The sequence below is a fragment of the Bradyrhizobium sp. P3_C3 genome (assembly GCF_056402655.1).
The window spans coordinates 89,282-106,599 of sequence record NZ_JBFUGY010000026.1 but is presented as its reverse complement, the minus strand read 5'-3'; the positions used below and the strand labels follow the sequence as shown (position 1 = coordinate 106,599).

Genomic DNA, 17,318 nt, shown 5'->3' with positions numbered 1-17,318 from the left:
TGCGCGGGCTTTGTCGTTCCATCCCGCCTTCCCTGTGCTAGCGTTGCGCGCAAACATTGGCACGTCAAAAGCCGATGACAAAGCAACGGGGAAACATATGTCCGATCCGCTCCACGCATCGTCCCCGACTTGCGCGCAGACGCTGCGGGCACTGTCACGCTATCCCGGCCGCACCGCTTTCGCCTGGCCCGGTGGATCGCTGAGCTATCAGGGCACCATCGACCTGATCGGACGCATCCAGGCCGTGTTCATGCGGCTGGGCTTGCAGCCCGGCGCGCGCGTCGCATTTCTCACCGCGAACCGTGCAGACACCTGGTGCGCCGGTGTCGCCGCGCAATTATCCAGGCTCTGCGTCACCTGGCTGCATCCGCTGGGATCGCGGGCAGACCAGCTCTTCCAGCTCGAGGATTCCGAGGCCGAGATGCTGGTGGTCGATGCCGCCACCTTCCGCGATCGCGGCGGCGAGCTCGCCGCGAGTGCGAGCCGGCTCAAGGCGGTCTTCACCACGGGACCGGCCGACTATGGCGTCGACCTCCTGCAGGCGATCGAGATCGAAGGCCATGCCAGCGCGCATTGCTTCGCCGGCCCCGACGATCTCTCCACGCTGAATTACACCGGTGGCACGACCGGAAAATCCAAGGGCGCACTGCGCTATCACCGCGAGAACGCCGGGGGTGCTGCCGCGATCCTCGCCGACTTCGAGATCCCTGACACCCCGCACTACCTCGCGGTTGCCCCGATCAGCCATGTCGCCGGCACGAAAGTCGTGCCGACCCTGATGCGCGGGGGCACCGTGCATATGCTGAAGGGTTTCGATCCCGAGGCGGTGCTGGCGACGATCGCGCGCGAGCGCATCAATTTTACGCTGTTCGTGCCGACCATGATCTACGTGCTGCTCGATCATCCCGCGCTGAGCAGGACCGATCTGTCCTCGCTCGAGCTCGTGCTCTATGGCGCTTCCGCGATGTCGCCGAGCCGGCTGGTCGAGGGCATCGAACGCATTGGGCCGGTGTTCTCGCAGCTTTACGGGCAGACCGAATGCTATCCGATTTCGGTGCTGCGCAAGGCGGATCATGATCCAAAAACGCCGGAGTTGTTCCTGTCCTGCGGTTTCCCGATCTCGGCCTGCGAGGTCAGGATCCTGGACGACAACGACCAGGAAGTGAAGACGGGCGAAGCCGGCGAGATCTGCGTGCGCGCGCCGCATGCCATGGCCGAATACTGGAAGCGGCCTGACATCACAGCCGAGACGCTGAAGAATGGCTGGGTCCACACCGGCGACGTCGCGCGCAAGGACGAGCGCGGCTACATGTTCATCCTCGACCGCAAGAAGGACATGATCGTCTCCGGCGGCTTCAACATTTTTCCGCGCGAGGTCGAGGACGTGCTGTCGCAGCATGCGGATGTCGCGATGGTCGCGGTCGTCGGCATTCCCGACGAGAAATGGGGCGAAGCCGTCACCGCCATCGTCGTGCCGCGTGAGGGGGCACAGCCCGATCCGGACGAGCTGATCAATCTGGTGAGGACGCGAAAAGGCTCGGCACATGCACCGAAGCAGATCCAGTTCGTCAAGCAGCTGCCGATGACCGGCGTCGGCAAGGTCGACAAGAAGGTGCTGCGCGCAGGCTTCTGGAGCGGACGGGACCGGTTGGTGGGGTAGTCATCCCGATCTGCAACTTGTAGCAGGCAGCACCGCACGTATTCCCGCGGCCGGACCCCGGGGTTCTACGGGTCGCTGTGACCCGCGAACAACAGCTCGGAAGGGACTTTTCAGGCACGCCGTCCGCGCAATTGCGGGCGAATCAACGAATCAACTAGACCGCTGACGGGGCTGGGAAGCGGAGTATCAAATGAGAGTCGCTTCCTTGGAAAGTGCGTTGGCCGCGATCACGTTGATCACGGCTATCATCGTCCTGCTGTGGGAGATCAAGATCGTCTACGGCAGCTGAACTGGCAGGACGCTGGCGTCGAACAGAGACCTCCGGACAAGAAGAGGTTCGCGACCAGGGCATCCCTTCCGCGGCGGCGGAAGTCTGCCGTTCCATCGGCGCAAGGAGCGATCACGGCGCTTGCCGACACGCTTACCGCTTTTCGATCACCAGACTCTGCACCGCCCGGCCGAAATAGCCGTGACGATCCGCGAGCCGCGACATCGCGAGGCCGGCGCCGTCGGGACCGATCCAGGATTCGCCGTCGAGCAAGATCCACTCGCCGACCGGCTGGCGCGATAGGTTCACGGTGAGGTCGGCATTGATGTAGGTCCAGGCACGGAAGTCGAGCGTCGAGGCGGTGCCGTTGGAAAAGTCGGCGGCGACCACGGCGCGCATCGCCTGCGAGACCGCTTGGCCTTCGACCAGCGGGTGGTCGAGGCGAAACCAGATCGCGCCGGCCCCGGCCTGGCCGAAGCGGCCGCGCGCGGCGCGCATCGAGACCATGCCTGCGAACGGACTGGTCGCGCCATGGCCGTCCTCGACCAGCGAGTCCTCGGGCGACGGCAGCGTGACCGGCAACTCCTTGACGTCGTCCGGCAACGGCTGTGATTGCCGCTTGATCTTGAGCACGGTGGCACCGACGACCTGAACACCGTCGGCGAACAACTTGATCTCGCAGAGCTGGATCTTGCGCCCCTCGCGCAAAACCTCGCTCTCGATCGTGAGCGGCGCCACCGGCACCGGGCGCATCAAGTCGATGGTGACGCGCGCAACATTCATCGGCACCGGCGTCGGAATGCGTTCCGCCGCCCACGTCACCAGCGCAGACGGCGCCGAGCCGTGCTGCATGCGCCGGTCCCACGGACCGGCAGCATTGGGGCTGGTGACGACGTTGTTGCCGTCGACGCGGTAAATGGCGGTCATGTTTGCACGATATCTCGGCTGGCGTTCCCCGGACGCAGTGCAGCGCGTAAGCGGCGCGCTGCAGAGCCGGGGTCCATCTGCTGCAGCGATGGGTCCCGGCTCCGCGCAGCAGCGTTGCACGCTGCAGCGCGTCCGGGACACGAGAGCGGTTAGAGCGGCGGGTCGATCGCCTCGTCATATTCCTTCTTGAAGCGCGCGATCAGATCGGCGGCGGGGATGATGCCGTCGACGCTGCCGATGCCCTGGCCCGAACCCCAGATCTCCTTCCAGGCTTTCGGCTTGGCGCGCTCGCCGGAGGCATCCGTGCCGAAGTTCATCTTGGACGGATCGGACGTCGGCAGGTTTTCCGGATCCATGCCGGCCGCGAGGATCGACGGCTTCAGATAGTTGCCGTGCACGCCGGTGAAGAGGTTGGAGTAGACGATGTCGTCGGCCGTCGAGCCCGCGATCATCTCCTTGTATTTCTCGACCGCGTTGGCTTCCTTGGTCGCAATGAAGGCCGAGCCGATATAGGCGAAGTCTGCGCCGAGGATGCGCGCGGCGCGGATCGCCTTGCCGTTGCCGATAGCACCCGACAGCGCGATCGGGCCGTCGAACCATTTTCGCGTCTCTGCAACGAAGGCCAGCGGCGAGATGGTGCCGGCGTGGCCGCCGGCGCCGGCCGCAACCAGGATCAGACCATCGGCCCCCTTCTCGATCGCCTTGTGGGCGAACTTCTGGTTGATCACGTCGTGGAAGACGATGCCGCCCCAGCCGTGCACCGCTTGATTGAGCTCCTCGCGCGCGCCGAGCGACGAGATGATCATCGGCACCTTGTACTTGGCGCAGAGCTGCATGTCGTGATCGAGCCGGTTGTTCGACTTGTGCACGATCTGGTTCACCGCAAACGGCGCCGACGGCTTGTCGGGATGGGCACGGTCATAGGCCGCGAGCTCTTCGGTGATCCGCGCCAGCCATTCGTCGAGCAGCTCCGGCGGCCGCGCGTTCAGCGACGGAAACGAGCCGACCACGCCGGCCTTGCACTGCGCGATTACGAGATCGGGCACCGAGATGATGAAGAGCGGCGAACCGATCACGGGGATCGACAGGCGCCCCTTGAACAAGGCAGGCATGGACATAGGCGAAACGATCCTTTGGTGGCGAGCAAATCGAAAGCTGGAGGCCATACCAACAAGGCAATCTTTCCACTGTCAAGTATTGCGTTTTGACGCCGTGGCGGATGCCGTTACCGCAATTCCAACATGCGGAATTCGCTACGCAAATGCGGGCGGCATCACCCAATCAGATCCGGATTGATCAGCCGCTCGAACGAGAACATCTCGTCCCATTTCTCCTGCGTCAGCAGCTTGCGCTCGACCACCACGATCTGGTGCAGCGACTTGCCGCTCTTGTAGCCCTCGCGCGCGATCTCCGCGCATTGCTTGTAGCCGAGCAGCGGTTTCAGCACCGTAACGATACCCAACGAGTTCAGCACCATGTTGCGGGTGTGCTCTTCGTTGGCGGTGATGCCGACAACGCAATTCTCGCGCAGGCTGTTGACCGCGCGCTCCATGGTGCGGATCGAGAAGAACAGCGCGAACGAGATCACCGGCTCCATCACGTTGAGCTGAAGCTGGCCGGCGGAAGCGGCGAGCGTCACCGTGGTATCGAGGCCGATGACGAGGAAGCTGGTCTGGTTGACCACCTCGGGGATGACAGGGTTGACCTTGCCCGGCATGATCGAGGAGCCCGGCTGGAGCTGCGGCAGGTTGATCTCGTTGAAGCCGGCGCGCGGGCCCGAGGCCAGCAGGCGGATGTCGTTGCAGATTTTCGTCAGCTTGCTCGCCGTGCGCTTGAGCACGCCGGAGAGCTGCACATAGGCGCCGGTGTCCGAGGTCGCCTCGACGAGATCGCCGGCAAGGATGAAGTCGACGCCGGTCAGCGCACTCAAATGCCGGACCGCAAGTTTTGGATAGCCGACAGCCGCGGTGACGGAGGTGCCGATCGCGGTGGCGCCGAGATTGATCTCGCGCAGCAGCGCGCGCGCCTCGGAGATGCGGTCGACCTCCTCGCCGATCGTGGTGCCCCAACCGCGGAATTCGGCGCCGAGCGACATCGGCACGGCGTCCTGAAGATGCGTGCGCCCCATCTTCAGCACGCGCTCGAACTCGCGGCCCTTGGTGAAGAAGGCCTCCTGGAGCTGGCGCAGCGCCGTCATGTAGCTCTCGAGCCGCAGGATCAGTGCCAGCCGGAACGCGGTCGGATAGGTGTCGTTGGTCGACTGGCCGTAATTGACATGGTCGTTCGGGCTGACGTGCTGGTAGTCGCCCTTGCTGAAGCCGAGCGATTCCAGCGCGAGATTGGCGATCACCTCGTTGGCGTTCATGTTGGTGGAGGTGCCGGCGCCGCCCTGGATGAAATCGGTAACGAATTGATCCATCATGTCGCCGGCGATGACGCGGTCGCAGCCCTGGATGATCGCGTCCGCAACTTTCGCGTCGACCGCACCGAGGTCGCGGTTGGCCATCGCGGCAGCCTTCTTGACGTAACCGAGCGCCTTCACGAAGTAAGGCTCCTGGTTCATCGGAATGCCGGTGATGTGGAAGTTCTCCTTCCCGCGGATGGTCTGGACGCCGTAGTAGATGTCGTCGGCGATCTCGCGCTGTCCGAGGAAGTCCTGCTCCGTGCGGCTCATGGGCGCTCCTTTGCTGGCGCTACGTCCTCAGTTCTGGCACAGCGCGCTGGTGACGAAGGTATCGGTGCGGCAGTCATCCGGTTTGCGTTGCCGGCCCGGGATCAGAACCTTGGCCGAGCATTTTTCCGCGGAATCGGCGTTCAGGCTCTTGCCTTCCTTGTAGCCCTTGCTCTGGCAGAGCTGGTCGGCGGCCTGCTTGCAGTCGGGCGCGCCATTCGACGAGGCGGGGCAGGCCATGCGCCCCGACACCATGGCCGACGGCGTCGCCAGCCGCGACAGGTCGTTCATGGTCTCGCTCGGGCTTTTGATCGGCGGCAGGATCGAGGGCAGCTTGTCGAACAGCTTGCCCATTTCGTTGATCAGCCCGGGATTTTCCTCGCGCGCCGGCGGCGACGAAGGAGCTGATGTCGAGGGCGGCGGCGCGGTCTGCGGTCCCTGCTCCTGCAAGCCGAGCGCCGGCGGCGCGGATTGCGGCCAGCCGGTGCCGCCGGCACCGAGCAGGAGCGAAAGCACTGCAAATATCAGCGTCCCCGGTCGGAGGACCGGATTGCCGGATCGAACCATCATGACGGCAACCGTAGCCGAACCCGGCGAGGCGGCAAAGCGCGGGGTTATTGAGCGAACATGATCTTTGCGGAGAACGGCTTCACACGTTGCGCTGAGGCGGCCCTTCGGGTCCGGATCATTCCCTAGATCAGCTTGACCGCAACGACGAAGCCGAGCACCAGCACGGCGGCGCCGAGCGCCACCCAGAGACCGAGATGCTTCTCGATCCTGACGCGGATCCAGTCGCCATAGCGGTTGAGCAGGATCGCGACGATGAAGAAACGGCCGCCGCGCGCGACGATCGAGCACAGGATGAACAGGCCGATATTGTAACCGGCAAAGCCCGAGGTGATGGTGACGAGCTTGTAGGGGATCGGCGTCAGGCCCTTGAGCAGGATGATCACCGCGCCCCACTCCGCATAGGAGGCGCGGAAGGCATCGACCTTATCGCCGAGGCCATAGACCTGGATCAGCCAATGGCCGACCGAGTCAAACAGCAGCGCACCGATGGCGTAGCCCAGAAGACCGCCCACCACCGAGGTCGCGGTGCAGACCGCGGCATAGAGCCAGGCGCGCTGCGGGCGCGCCAGCGACATCGGGATCAGCATCACATCCGGCGGGACCGGAAAGAAGGAGCTTTCTGCGAAAGCCACGGCTCCCATGATCCAGAGCGCGTAGGGCTTGTGGGCGGCGTCGATGCACCAGTCGTAGATACGTTTCAGCATGGCGCCGCGATGAAGCACCATGGGACGGATTTGTCCATCGCGAGTTTTGTGACGATTTGGCGTGATCTGGAACAGTGTGTCGCGGTTTTCCGAAAGATCGCGCCCAAACAACAACCTAAAGCGCGATGACGCTTGGCGCCGGTTTCACCGCGCCTTTAGTGGCGCTTGCGCGAGACGCGCCCTTCCAGCGCGACAATTGGCCGCCTGGCGGCAACGCGCGGTGACGCGACTTTGGGCAGCTTCATCGGCGACTTCGGCAGCTTCTCGGCAATGCCGAGCATGTCTTCCCGCCGCGCCATCTCGCGCCAAACATCCTCCGGGCGCACGCCGGCCGAGGCCCAGAGCACCGTGAGATTGTAGAGCAGGTCGGCGCTTTCCCGGATCACGGCCTCGCTATCGCCATTGACCGCGTCGATGACGACCTCAATGGCTTCTTCGGCCAGTTTCTTCGCCATTTTGGATGGCCCACGCTGAAACAGCCGGGCGGTACGCGATGTTGCCGGATCAAGATCCTTGGCCGCGAGCACAGCCAGATATAGCCGCTCAAGCGAATCACTCATGGTACTCAAAACTACCCTAAACCAATGGCGAGCGCGTTAACGCGCAGGGTTAAAAGCGAAAAACAGGCCGCCGCGGCAAGCGCGACGGCCCGTTGTGGTCAAGACTTGGTAGCCAAGGACTTGGTAGCCAAGGCTAGTAGCAGTTCTGCATGTAGCCCTGGCCACAGAGCTCCGACGGAGCCGTGCCGCCATAGCGCTGATATTGGTAGTTCGGGCCCGGGCCGTAGTAGGGACCGTAGGCGGGGCCACTGTAATAGGCAGGGCCGCCGTAATAGCCATAACCCGGACCCGGACCGTAATCATAAGCGTAGGCGTCACGGGTCGCAGCGATCGCAAGGCCGGTGCCGACGATGCCGGCGATGGCCGCAGCAGCCGCTACGCCGCCACCACCGCCATGCCAGTGGCGGCCGCCTGCGTATGAGGCGGTCGGGGCGACCGCGGTCAGCGCCAGCACCGCGGCGGTGGCAAAGACGGCCTTGCGGCCGGCAAATCTCGAAAATCGGTCAAACATGTCCTGGACCCTCCTTGGGACCTCGAATGGTGCCTGACGACAGGCTCATGTCCTTCAAACACCCGCAGCCCATGTTGGGTTCCCGAACCCCAACAGAAGCTGAACGGGGTTGCGTCATGATCACGCAACCCCCGCTCATCCGCCGTTCATGTTGGCGCGCGCAGGCTCGTCACTGGCCGGCGCTGCGAGCGTCACGAAACCACAACAATGCGGGACCGGCGCGCCTGATGTTTGCATTCAAGACGATCGCCCTTCGCGGCCTGCTGGCCATTGCAATCTCGCTTGCCGCGCTGGCTGCGCGCGACGTCAGCGCGGCCGAGACTGCTGCGCCGTCCACTGCGATCCACTTCACATTCGATCGTCCCGTCGATGCGAGCATGGCGCCGTTCTTCCTCGCCGCGAAGGACGGCAATTTCGGCACCGAGCGTCTCAACGTGTCCTTCAAGAGCTCAGCCGGATCGCCGGAGGCGCTCGCGCGCGTCGCCAAGGGCGACAGCGAGCTCGCGCTCGTCGACATCAACGAGCTGATCCGCTTTCGCGACAAGGACGATGCCGCGCCGGTCAAAGCCGTGTTCGTGTTGTTCAATCGCGCGCCTTACGCGATCGTCGCGCGCAGGAGCCGCGGCATTCACTTGCTGCCTGACCTCGACGGCAAGACTGTCGGCGTCGCCGACGGCGATCTGTCGATGCGGCTGTGGCCGGCGCTGGCGCAGCAGAACGGCATCAACGCGTCGCAAGTGAAATTCCACAAGATCAGCGCCGCGGTCCGCGAGCCGCTCCTCTCCGCAGGCCAGGTCGATGCGGTCGCCGGCTTCAGCTATCTCTCGGCGGTGAACCTGCGCGACCGCGGCGTGCCCGGCGGCGATCTCGTGGTACTCCGCTATGCCGACTATGGCTGCGAGGCCTACGGCTTCGCCGTGGTGGTCAACCCCGCTTTCGCCGCCACGAAGCCCGACGCCGTGAAGGGATTCTTCCGCGCATTGATCGCCGGCGTCAACGCGACCATCAAAGAGCCGGCCCGTGCGGCGGACGAAGCCACGAGCCGGATCGACGACGGCGACCGCGATCTCGAGCGGGAACGCCTTCGCAGCGTGCTCATCGACAACATCCTGACCGACGAGGTCAAACGCAACGGCCTCGGCGGCATCGACCCGGCGCGCCTGGACCGCTCGATCGACCAGATCGCGCAGGATTTCAAATTCCGCAAACGGCCAGCGGCCGGCGATATCTTCGACGACCGGTTCCTGCCGCCGGTCGCGGGACGGCTGATCAACTGAGCAAAACGCGCAGCTTCCGCTGTATCTCGCGAGCGATCCCTGATTAGAATATGGGCTCACCTCGTTCGATCCGCCTGAGTTCCTCGCCCGCATGTCCATTTTCAGCCTCTACACCCGCGTTCTCGAACTGCTCGGCAAGGAGGCGCGGCTGGGCTGGTTGCTGGCGTTTGCCAATCTGCTGCTGGCGGCCTCGCAGTTCGCGGAACCCGTGCTGTTCGGCCGGATCGTCGACGTGCTCTCCGGCAAGGCGGTCGCCGGATCGAACTCGGCCTGGCCGTTCCTGCTGGCCTGGGTGGCGTTCGGGCTGTTCACCATCGGCTGCAGCGCGCTCGTGGCCTTGCAGGCCGACCGGCTCTCGCACCGTCAGCGCCAGGCGGTGCTGACCGACTATTTCGAGCACATTTTGCAACTGCCGCTGACCTTCCACTCAGGCACCCATTCGGGCCGGCTGATGAAGGTGATGCTGAACGGCACCGACGCGCTGTGGCGATTGTGGCTCGGCTTCTTCCGCGAGCACTTTGCCGCGATCCTGTCGGTCGTGGTGCTGCTGCCGCTGTCGCTCTACCTGAACTGGCGGCTCGCGATCCTGCTGTTCGTGCTCTGCATCGTCTTCACCGTGATGACCACCTTCGTCGTGCGCAAGACCTTCGGCATGCAGATGGCGGTCGAGGAGCAATATAGCGAGCTCTCCGCGCGCGCCTCCGACGCGCTCGGCAACGTCGCGCTGGTGCAGAGCTTCGTGCGCGTCGAATCCGAGGTGAAGGGCTTGCGCTCCGTCGCCGACGAGTTGCTGGCCGCGCAGATGCCGGTGCTGTCCTGGTGGGCGCTCGTCACCGTCATCACGCGCGCCTCCACGACGATCACGGTGCTCGCGATCTTCGCGCTCGGCATCGCGCTGCACGACCAGGGGCTCACCTCCGTCGGCGAGATCGTGATGTTCGTGAGCTTCGCGACGCTGCTGATCCAGAAGCTCGAGCAGGTCGTCAGCTTCATCAACAACGTGTTCATGGAAGCCCCGCGCCTGCGCGAGTTCTTCAACGTGCTCGACGCCGTGCCCACGGTGCACGACCGGCCCGACGCGATAGATGCCGGGCGGCTCTCCGGCCTCGTCGAATTCAACGACGTCACCTTCTCCTATGACGGCAAGCGGCCGGCGGTCGAGGACCTCTCCTTCACCGCGCTGCCCGGCCAGACCATCGCGCTGGTCGGCGCGACCGGCGCCGGCAAGTCGACGGCGATCGCGCTTCTGCACCGCGCCTTCGACCCGCAGTCGGGCTTCATCAGGATCGACGGCATGGACGTGCGCGGCGTGACGCTGACGTCGCTGCGCCGGAACATCGGCGTGGTGTTCCAGGAGGCGCTGCTGTTCAACCGCTCGATCGCGGAGAATTTGCACGTCGGCAAGCCGGACGCGACCGAAGCCGAGATGCGCAAGGCCGCGGAGCGCGCGCAGGCGCTCGAATTCATCGAGCGCAGCGGCGGCTTCGAGACCAATGCCGGCGAGCGCGGCCGCATGCTCTCCGGCGGCGAGCGGCAGCGGCTGTCGATCGCCCGCGCGTTGTTGAAGGACCCGCCGATCCTGATCCTGGACGAGGCCACCAGCGCGCTCGACGCCGTCACCGAGGCCAAGGTGAACGCCGCTCTCGACGAAGTGATGAAGGGACGCACCACGTTCGTGATCGCCCACCGTCTCTCCACCATCCGCAACGCCACGCGGATCCTGGTGTTCGAGAACGGCCGCGTGATCGAAAGCGGAACTTTCGATGAACTCGTGGCCAAAGGCGGCCATTTTGCCGAGCTCGCCAGGGCCCAGTTCATGGTTCAGGAAAATGCACGGGCCAGCGTGACGGCCGCTGAGGCTGCGGCGACTGCGGTCAAGTCCCCATAGCATCGTCGAAATTCGGCCTATTTCATCACGGAATACCCGGCCGAAACCCCTGTTCTCGACGCACGAGCCGGTATAGGTTTGCGACGCCGCAAGCGGCGGCGCCGGATTTCAGAACCGAACATCAGATCACGAGAGCCGACCGGAACCGGCGGGTCTCCAAGGACCGGAATCGGATAGTGCACGCCCTTCGCCCGCTGCTTCGCAAGTCCCTGTTCAACCTGTTCGCTGCGGCCCTCGCATCCGCGGTGCTGCTTGCGCCGCGCACGGCGGGCGCCGAAGCACTGCTGCTGATCGAAGCCGACAGCGGCAAGGTGCTGCAGGCCGAGAACGCGACCATCCCGTGGTATCCGGCCTCCGTCACCAAGATCATGACGGCCTACGTGACGCTGAAGGCGGTGAAGGACGGCAGGCTCACGCTCGACACGCTGATCACGGTGTCGCCGACGGCGGCTTCGCAATCGCCGTCGAAGATGGGGTTCCGTCCGGGAACGCAGCTCACCGTCGACAACGCGCTGAAGATGATGATGGTGAAGTCAGCGAACGACATGGCCGTGGTGCTTGCCGAAGGCGTCGGCGGCTCGATCGACGGCTTCTCGGCGATGATGAACGACACCGCGCAGAAGCTCGGCATGACGCAGACGAGCTACGTCAATCCGAACGGCCTGCCCGCTGACGGCCAGATCACGTCCGCGCGCGACCTCGGCATTCTCGCGCGCTCGTTCCTGCGCGACCTGCCGGAATACGAATACTTCGTGCACATCCCGGCAATCCGCTTCGGCAAGCGCGTCACCGGTAATTTCAACAAGCTGATCGGCCGCTACCCCGGCGCCGACGGTTTCAAGACCGGCTTCATCTGTGCCTCCGGCTACAATCTCGTGGCGTCGGCCACGCGCAACGGCCGCCGGCTGATCGCCGTCGTGCTCGGCGCCAACTCCGGCACTGCGCGTGCGGTGAAGGCGGCGCAGCTGCTCGAGCGCGGCTTCAGCCAGGACAATCTTACCTGGCTCCGCCCCTCGCTCGGCACCGTCGACAAGCTGGTGCCGGTCGACGCCTCGCCGCCGAACCTGCGCGAGGACATGTGCGGCGGTCATCGCAAGCGGCCGGCCAGCGACGATGACGACGCACTGATCGCCGCSAATGGCGGCACCTCCGGATCGGCCTCCGCCACCGGCGGCGAAGCCCAGGTCACCTTCTTCACCGCGGGCCTTCAGCCGCCCCTGATGAAGGCCTCCGAGCTGATGGCCTCCGCCCCCGCTGCGGCCGAGCCCGTGCTGGTCTATACCGGCCCGACCCGCACCGGCACCGCCCTGATCGCGGCGGTCGCGGCCGATGCCGACCAGCAGGCCACGCCAAAGCCGCGTGGCAAGAAGTCGCGCGTCGCCAGGAAGCCTGATGCAGCCGACAAGCCGAAGGATGCCAAGACGGCGGCGGCAAAGCCGGATGCCGCCAAGCCTGACGCCAAAAGCGATACCAAGTCCGCGGCGAAGCCGGCCGGGACCAAGCATGCCGCGGCCAAGCACGGTGCGGCGGCGAAACCCGCCGAGAAGCCTTCGGCAAGCGGCGATCAGGCGGCCAAGCCCGCCAAGCCCAAGGCGGCGACCAAGCCCGCCGCCAAGCCGGCCAACAACAGTTAACGGCACCCATCGCAAGCCGCGCCCGCGCTTCGCACCTGCGGCAGAACGGCTTGCGACAATTCCAGTAGCCACTCCCGGACCTTTGTCCTAAGCCTCGACCGGCTTGCCACCCGTTCCGGCAGGCTCGATACTGGCCGCAATGAGGCAAGCCCGAGACACAACGGGCTCTGGTAAATTGAGGGGAGTTTTCCATGGAGCGCATCTGGCTCAAGCAATATCCGCCCGGCGTGCCTGCTGATATCGAGCCGACCCAATACGCATCGCTGGTCGACCTTCTGGAGGAGAGCTTCGCCAAGTTCGCCGACCGCAAGGCATTCATCTGCATGGACAAGGCGATCAGCTATCGCGACCTCGACCAGATGTCGTTGGCGCTCGCCTCCTATTTACAGGGCCGTGGCCTGCAACGTGGCGCCCGCGTCGCGATCATGATGCCGAACGTGCTGCAATATCCGGTCGCAACCGCTGCCGTGCTGCGCGCCGGTTTCGCGGTGGTCAACGTCAACCCGCTCTACACGCCGCGCGAGCTCGAGCATCAGCTCAAGGATTCCGGCGCCGAAGCCATCATCGTGCTGGAGAATTTCGCCCACACGGTCGAGCAGGTGATCGCGAAGACGCAAGTCAAGCATGTCATCGTCGGCAGCATGGGGGACCTGCTCGGCTTCAAGGGCGTGATCGTCAACCTCGTGGTCCGCCGCGTCAAGAAGATGGTRCCGGCCTGGTCGCTGCCGGGCGCGGTGTCCTTCAACGACGCGATATCGGCCGGCCGCGGCCTGACGTTCAACAAGCCGAAGCTGTCGCCGGGCGACGTCGCCTTCCTGCAATATACCGGCGGCACCACCGGCGTCTCCAAGGGCGCCACCCTGCTCCACCGCAACATCGTCGCCAACGTGCTGCAGAACGACGCCTGGCTCCAGCCGGCACTCGCCGCGCCGCCGCATGTCGATCAGCTGATGATCGTCTGCGCGCTGCCGCTCTATCACATCTTCGCGCTGACGGCCTGCTACCTGCTCGCCGTGCGCGCCGGCGGCTGCAATCTGCTGATCCCCAATCCGCGCGACATCGCGGGCTTCGTCAAGGAGCTGGCGAAGTACCAGGTCAACAGCTTCCCGGCCGTGAACACGCTCTACAACGGGTTGATGCACCATCCCGACTTCAAAAAGCTCGACTTCTCCAAGCTGAAGATCTCGAACGGCGGCGGCATGGCGGTGCAGCGCCCCGTCGCCGAGCAGTGGAAGGCGGTGACCGGCTGCTTCATCGCCGAAGGCTACGGCCTCTCGGAGACCTCGCCGACACTGACCTGCAATCCCGCGACCACGACCGAGTTCTCGGGATCGATCGGCATCCCCGTGCCTTCGACCTGGATCTCGATCCGCGACGACGACGGCAACGAAGTCCCGCTCGGCCAGCCCGGCGAGATCTGCGCCAAGGGCCCGCAGGTGATGTCGGGCTACTGGAACAGGCCGGAAGAGACCGACAAGGTGATGACCGCCGACGGCTATTTCCGCACCGGCGACATCGGCGTGATGGACGAGAAGGGCTACACCAAGATCGTCGACCGCAAGAAGGACATGATCCTGGTCTCGGGCTTCAACGTCTATCCGAACGAGATCGAGGAAGTGATCGCGAGCAATCCGGGCGTGCTCGAATGCGCCGTGATCGGCATCCCCGATTCCAAGTCGGGCGAGGCGGTGAAGGCGTTCGTGGTGAAGAAGGATCCCAACCTCACCGCGGAAGCCGTGATCAAGTTCTGTCAGGAGCAGCTCACCGGCTACAAGGTGCCCAAGCACATCGAATTCCGCACCGACCTGCCGAAGACCAACGTCGGCAAGATCCTGCGCCGGCAGCTCCGCGACGAGAAGAAGGCGGAGGCGGCGTAAGCCGCGCCTTGGTTCATGACTCTTGGGTTCATGACTGACGGCGGCGACATCACGCCATCAGGCATTCTCGCTTTCTGGCGCGAGGCCGGCCGCGAGCGCTGGTACAAGCGCAGCGACGCTTTCGACGCGGAGGTCAGGCGTCGCTTTCTTCCGCTATGGAAGCGGGCGACCGCCGGCGAGCTGGCCTCCTGGGAAGAAAGCGACGAGGGCGCGCTCGCGCTCGTCATCGCGCTCGACCAGTTTCCCCGCAACATGTTTCGCGGCACGCCGGAAGCCTTTGCCAGCGACGCGCCGGCGCGCGACGTCGCCCGCCGCGCAATCGATCGGGGCGTCGATCGCAGGATCGATCCCATCCTGCTCGAATTCCTCTATCTGCCCTTCATGCATTCCGAGCACCTGCCCGACCAGTTGCATTGCGTCGCGCTGTTTCAGAACACAGACAATGCCGAGAACCTGAAATACGCGCGGGAGCACGCCGACATCATCCAGCGGTTCGGCCGCTTTCCCCACCGCAACCGCCTCCTCGACCGCGCCACCACCGAGGAAGAACAGGCCTTCCTCGACGCCGGCGGTTTTGCCGGCTGATGACATAACGGTGAAGGACCACGACCCTCGCCGCCAATGTTGTGCAGCGCCGCCGCACGGTCTAAAAAGCGGGACCGATTTTCAGGGAGACTGACGATGGCGATCCAGACTGGCGACAAGCTGCCCGAGGCGAAATTCCGCGTGATGACGGCCGAAGGTCCGCAGGTGAAGACCACCGACGACATCTTCAAGGGCAAGAAGGTGGCGCTGTTCGCAGTGCCCGGCGCCTACACCGGCACCTGCCACAAGATGCATCTGCCGAGCATCTTCCTCAACGCCTACGCCATGAAGGACAAGGGCGTCGACACCATCGCCATCGTCTCCGTCAACGACGCTTTCGTCATGAGCGCCTGGAAGCGCGATACCGACCAGCGCGACGAGGCCATCTTCCTCGCCGACGGCAATGCCGACTTCGCCAAGGCGATCGGCATGGAGCTGGACGCCTCCGGCAACGGCCTCGGCATCCGCTCCAAGCGCTATTCGATGCTGGTCGAGGACGGCGTGGTGAAGAAGCTGAACCTTGAAGCGATGCCCGGCAAAGTCGAGGTTTCCGGCGGCGATACGCTGCTGGGGCAGCTGTAGGCTTAGGCCAGAGCTCCTTCCAAGCGGGAAGTGCCGTAGGGTGGGCAAAGGCGCGTCAGCGCCGTGCCCACCATCTTTCCTTGATTGAGAAGAAGCCGTGGGCACGCTTCGCTTTGCCCACCCTACGAAACCGGGCGACGCCGACAGCGCGTCGCCTATTCCGCCACCCGCGTCTGCGTCCTGGCCTTCACGATCCCGTCCCGCGCCAGCTGATCCGCGCGCTCGTTCTCGGGATGCCCGGCGTGGCCCTTGACCCAGTGCCAACGGACCTCGTGCTGCTTCAGCGCCGCATCGAGGCGCTGCCATAGCTCGACATTCTTCACCGGCTTCTTGTCGGCGGTGCGCCAGCCGTTGCGCTTCCAGCCGTGGATCCAGCCGGTGATGCCCTGCCGGACATACTGGCTGTCGGTATAGAGATCGACGGTGCACGGCTTCTTCAGCGCTTCGAGCGCGGAGATCGCCGCCATCAATTCCATCTGGTTGTTGGTGGTGTGGCGTTCGCCGCCGTTCAGCTCTTTTTCCTTGTCGCCGAACTTCAGGATCGCGCCCCAGCCGCCGGGCCCGGGATTTCCCGAGCAGGCGCCGTCGGTATAGATCGTGACAATGGGAAGCTCGCTCACGCGACCAGTCCTGACGGCATCAGCCCGTAGTCGCGCACGCTGGAAACGCTCTGGTGGAAGCGCAGCTTGCGAAAATATTCCAGCGGGTCCTTGGGCTTGACCAGCGCTCCCTCGGGCACGTTGAGCCAGTCGACCAGCCGCGTCAGCAGGAAGCGGATCGCGGCGCCGCGCGCCAGCAGCGGCAGCGCGGCTTCTTCCGCCTCGGAGAGTTTTCGCACCCGGCCATAGGCATTGAGGAAGGCGCGCGCCTTGGTGACGTTGAACGAATGGTCCGGCTCAAAACACCAGGCATTCAGGCAGATCGCGACGTCATAGGCCAGCATGTCGTTGCAGGCGAAGGTGAAGTCGATGATGCCGGAGAGCTTGTCGCCGAGGAAGAAGACGTTGTCGTTGAAGAGATCGGCGTGGATCACGCCTTCAGGCAGATCAGTCGGCCAGACCCCGCTCGAGAGATAGTCGAGCTCGGCGGCGAGAAACGCATGCAGGCCCGGCTGGACCTCATCGGCGCGGCTTGCCGCCGCGTCGAACAGCGGCCGCCAGCCGGAGACCGACAGCGCATTGCCACGCTTGATCGCAAAATTGGCGCCGGCCAGATGCATCCTGGCCAGTCCCTCGCCGACGCCGGCGCAATGGGCCACGTTCGGCTTGCGCGGCCAGACGCCTTCGAGAAAGGTGATGATCGCGGCCGGCCGGCCCGACAGCTCGCGCAACGCCTCGCCGTCCCCGGCCTTCACTGGCAGCGGGCAGGTGACGCCGTGCTCAGCGAGATGCGTCATCAGCGCGAGAAAGAACGGCAGGTCGGTCTTCGCCACGCGCTTCTCATAGAGCGTGAGGATGAACGAGCCTTTACTGGTGTGCAGCAGGAAGTTGGTGTTCTCGACGCCCTCGGCGATGCCCTTGTAGGAGAGCAACTCGCCGAGATCGTATTGCTTCAGGAAATCCGCAAGCTCGTCGGCGGCAACGTCGGTGTAGACCGCCATAAAA

The 17,318-nt window shown here is 64.7% G+C and carries 16 protein-coding genes; 7 read left to right on the top strand and 9 right to left on the bottom strand.

What is annotated here, in order from left to right; genetic code table 11:
• The first annotated feature begins 97 nt into the window (after nucleotides 1-97).
• Complete coding sequence (locus AC1DW2_RS26855; RefSeq protein ID WP_477007487.1) at nucleotides 98-1,660, top strand: AMP-binding protein; 1,563 nt, start codon at nucleotides 98-100, stop codon at nucleotides 1,658-1,660.
• Nucleotides 1,661-2,081: 421 nt separating this feature from the next.
• On the opposite strand, the gene AC1DW2_RS26850 is transcribed toward AC1DW2_RS26855, so the two are convergent.
• From AC1DW2_RS26850 to AC1DW2_RS26820, 7 genes are all read right to left on the bottom strand, one after another.
• Nucleotides 2,082-2,855, bottom strand: a complete 774-nt coding sequence (locus AC1DW2_RS26850; RefSeq protein WP_063985839.1) for a thioesterase family protein — start codon at nucleotides 2,853-2,855, stop codon at nucleotides 2,082-2,084.
• A 149-nt stretch (nucleotides 2,856-3,004) separates the two neighbouring features.
• Nucleotides 3,005-3,973: an NAD(P)H-dependent flavin oxidoreductase gene (locus AC1DW2_RS26845; RefSeq protein ID WP_014491545.1), complete on the bottom strand. Its 969-nt coding sequence runs from the start codon at nucleotides 3,971-3,973 to the stop codon at nucleotides 3,005-3,007.
• 155 nt (nucleotides 3,974-4,128) lie between these two features.
• On the bottom strand, nucleotides 4,129-5,529 hold the full coding sequence (locus AC1DW2_RS26840) for an aspartate ammonia-lyase (RefSeq protein WP_014491544.1): 1,401 nt from the start codon (nucleotides 5,527-5,529) through the stop codon (nucleotides 4,129-4,131).
• 27 nt (nucleotides 5,530-5,556) lie between these two features.
• Nucleotides 5,557-6,096, bottom strand: a complete 540-nt coding sequence (locus tag AC1DW2_RS26835) for a hypothetical protein (protein ID WP_063985840.1) — start codon at nucleotides 6,094-6,096, stop codon at nucleotides 5,557-5,559.
• A 122-nt stretch (nucleotides 6,097-6,218) separates the two neighbouring features.
• On the bottom strand, nucleotides 6,219-6,821 hold the full coding sequence (locus AC1DW2_RS26830) for a YqaA family protein (RefSeq protein WP_081369120.1): 603 nt from the start codon (nucleotides 6,819-6,821) through the stop codon (nucleotides 6,219-6,221).
• Between the two features lie 134 nt (nucleotides 6,822-6,955).
• On the bottom strand, nucleotides 6,956-7,360 hold the full coding sequence (gene hisE / locus AC1DW2_RS26825) for a phosphoribosyl-ATP diphosphatase (protein WP_028147364.1): 405 nt from the start codon (nucleotides 7,358-7,360) through the stop codon (nucleotides 6,956-6,958).
• A 133-nt stretch (nucleotides 7,361-7,493) separates the two neighbouring features.
• Complete coding sequence (locus tag AC1DW2_RS26820; RefSeq protein WP_063985842.1) at nucleotides 7,494-7,871, bottom strand: hypothetical protein; 378 nt, start codon at nucleotides 7,869-7,871, stop codon at nucleotides 7,494-7,496.
• Between the two features lie 227 nt (nucleotides 7,872-8,098).
• On the opposite strand from AC1DW2_RS26820, the gene AC1DW2_RS26815 reads away from it, so the two are divergent.
• The 6 genes from AC1DW2_RS26815 to AC1DW2_RS26790 all read left to right on the top strand — a co-directional run bounded on the left by AC1DW2_RS26815 (nucleotide 8,099) and on the right by AC1DW2_RS26790 (nucleotide 15,714).
• Nucleotides 8,099-9,148 (top strand): ABC transporter substrate-binding protein, encoded by a 1,050-nt coding sequence (locus tag AC1DW2_RS26815; RefSeq protein WP_477007486.1) that lies wholly within the window; start codon nucleotides 8,099-8,101, stop codon nucleotides 9,146-9,148.
• Between the two features lie 91 nt (nucleotides 9,149-9,239).
• A complete protein-coding gene (locus AC1DW2_RS26810; protein WP_476077292.1) occupies nucleotides 9,240-11,036 on the top strand; it encodes a glucan ABC transporter ATP-binding protein/ permease in 1,797 nt (598 codons plus the stop codon).
• 176 nt (nucleotides 11,037-11,212) lie between these two features.
• On the top strand, nucleotides 11,213-12,670 hold the full coding sequence (locus tag AC1DW2_RS26805; protein WP_477007485.1) for a D-alanyl-D-alanine carboxypeptidase family protein: 1,458 nt from the start codon (nucleotides 11,213-11,215) through the stop codon (nucleotides 12,668-12,670).
• Nucleotides 12,671-12,861: 191 nt separating this feature from the next.
• The gene (locus AC1DW2_RS26800) at nucleotides 12,862-14,547 is read left to right on the top strand and encodes a long-chain fatty acid--CoA ligase (RefSeq protein WP_071909290.1); all 1,686 of its coding nucleotides are present in this window, start codon (nucleotides 12,862-12,864) and stop codon (nucleotides 14,545-14,547) included.
• A gap of 30 nt (nucleotides 14,548-14,577) precedes the next feature.
• On the top strand, nucleotides 14,578-15,132 hold the full coding sequence (locus tag AC1DW2_RS26795) for a DUF924 family protein (protein ID WP_354121474.1): 555 nt from the start codon (nucleotides 14,578-14,580) through the stop codon (nucleotides 15,130-15,132).
• A 96-nt stretch (nucleotides 15,133-15,228) separates the two neighbouring features.
• Nucleotides 15,229-15,714 carry a peroxiredoxin gene (locus AC1DW2_RS26790; RefSeq protein ID WP_247313463.1) on the top strand — a complete coding sequence of 162 codons (486 nt, stop codon included), beginning with the start codon at nucleotides 15,229-15,231 and terminating at the stop codon, nucleotides 15,712-15,714.
• Between the two features lie 155 nt (nucleotides 15,715-15,869).
• On the opposite strand, the gene rnhA is transcribed toward AC1DW2_RS26790, so the two are convergent.
• Both rnhA and AC1DW2_RS26780 read right to left on the bottom strand, forming a co-directional pair.
• Nucleotides 15,870-16,334 (bottom strand): ribonuclease HI, encoded by a 465-nt coding sequence (gene rnhA / locus AC1DW2_RS26785; RefSeq protein ID WP_354177717.1) that lies wholly within the window; start codon nucleotides 16,332-16,334, stop codon nucleotides 15,870-15,872.
• Nucleotides 16,331-17,314 carry a homoserine kinase gene (locus AC1DW2_RS26780; protein ID WP_477007484.1) on the bottom strand — a complete coding sequence of 328 codons (984 nt, stop codon included), beginning with the start codon at nucleotides 17,312-17,314 and terminating at the stop codon, nucleotides 16,331-16,333. Before AC1DW2_RS26780 ends, rnhA begins: the two co-directional genes overlap by 4 nt.
• Nucleotides 17,315-17,318: the final 4 nt, after the last annotated feature.

Bases quoted from the DNA above. Each gene is read 5' to 3' on its own strand.
- AC1DW2_RS26855 (WP_477007487.1), top strand. From the start codon at position 98: ATGTCCGATCCGCTCCACGCATCGTCCCCGACTTGCGCGCAGACGCTG.
- AC1DW2_RS26850 (WP_063985839.1), bottom strand. From the start codon at position 2,855: ATGACCGCCATTTACCGCGTCGACGGCAACAACGTCGTCACCAGCCCC.
- AC1DW2_RS26845 (WP_014491545.1), bottom strand. From the start codon at position 3,973: ATGTCCATGCCTGCCTTGTTCAAGGGGCGCCTGTCGATCCCCGTGATC.
- AC1DW2_RS26840 (WP_014491544.1), bottom strand. From the start codon at position 5,529: ATGAGCCGCACGGAGCAGGACTTCCTCGGACAGCGCGAGATCGCCGAC.
- AC1DW2_RS26835 (WP_063985840.1), bottom strand. From the start codon at position 6,096: ATGATGGTTCGATCCGGCAATCCGGTCCTCCGACCGGGGACGCTGATA.
- AC1DW2_RS26830 (WP_081369120.1), bottom strand. From the start codon at position 6,821: ATGGTGCTTCATCGCGGCGCCATGCTGAAACGTATCTACGACTGGTGC.
- hisE (WP_028147364.1), bottom strand. From the start codon at position 7,360: ATGAGTGATTCGCTTGAGCGGCTATATCTGGCTGTGCTCGCGGCCAAG.
- AC1DW2_RS26820 (WP_063985842.1), bottom strand. From the start codon at position 7,871: ATGTTTGACCGATTTTCGAGATTTGCCGGCCGCAAGGCCGTCTTTGCC.
- AC1DW2_RS26815 (WP_477007486.1), top strand. From the start codon at position 8,099: ATGTTTGCATTCAAGACGATCGCCCTTCGCGGCCTGCTGGCCATTGCA.
- AC1DW2_RS26810 (WP_476077292.1), top strand. From the start codon at position 9,240: ATGTCCATTTTCAGCCTCTACACCCGCGTTCTCGAACTGCTCGGCAAG.
- AC1DW2_RS26795 (WP_354121474.1), top strand. From the start codon at position 14,578: ATGACTGACGGCGGCGACATCACGCCATCAGGCATTCTCGCTTTCTGG.
- AC1DW2_RS26790 (WP_247313463.1), top strand. From the start codon at position 15,229: ATGGCGATCCAGACTGGCGACAAGCTGCCCGAGGCGAAATTCCGCGTG.
- AC1DW2_RS26780 (WP_477007484.1), bottom strand. From the start codon at position 17,314: ATGGCGGTCTACACCGACGTTGCCGCCGACGAGCTTGCGGATTTCCTG.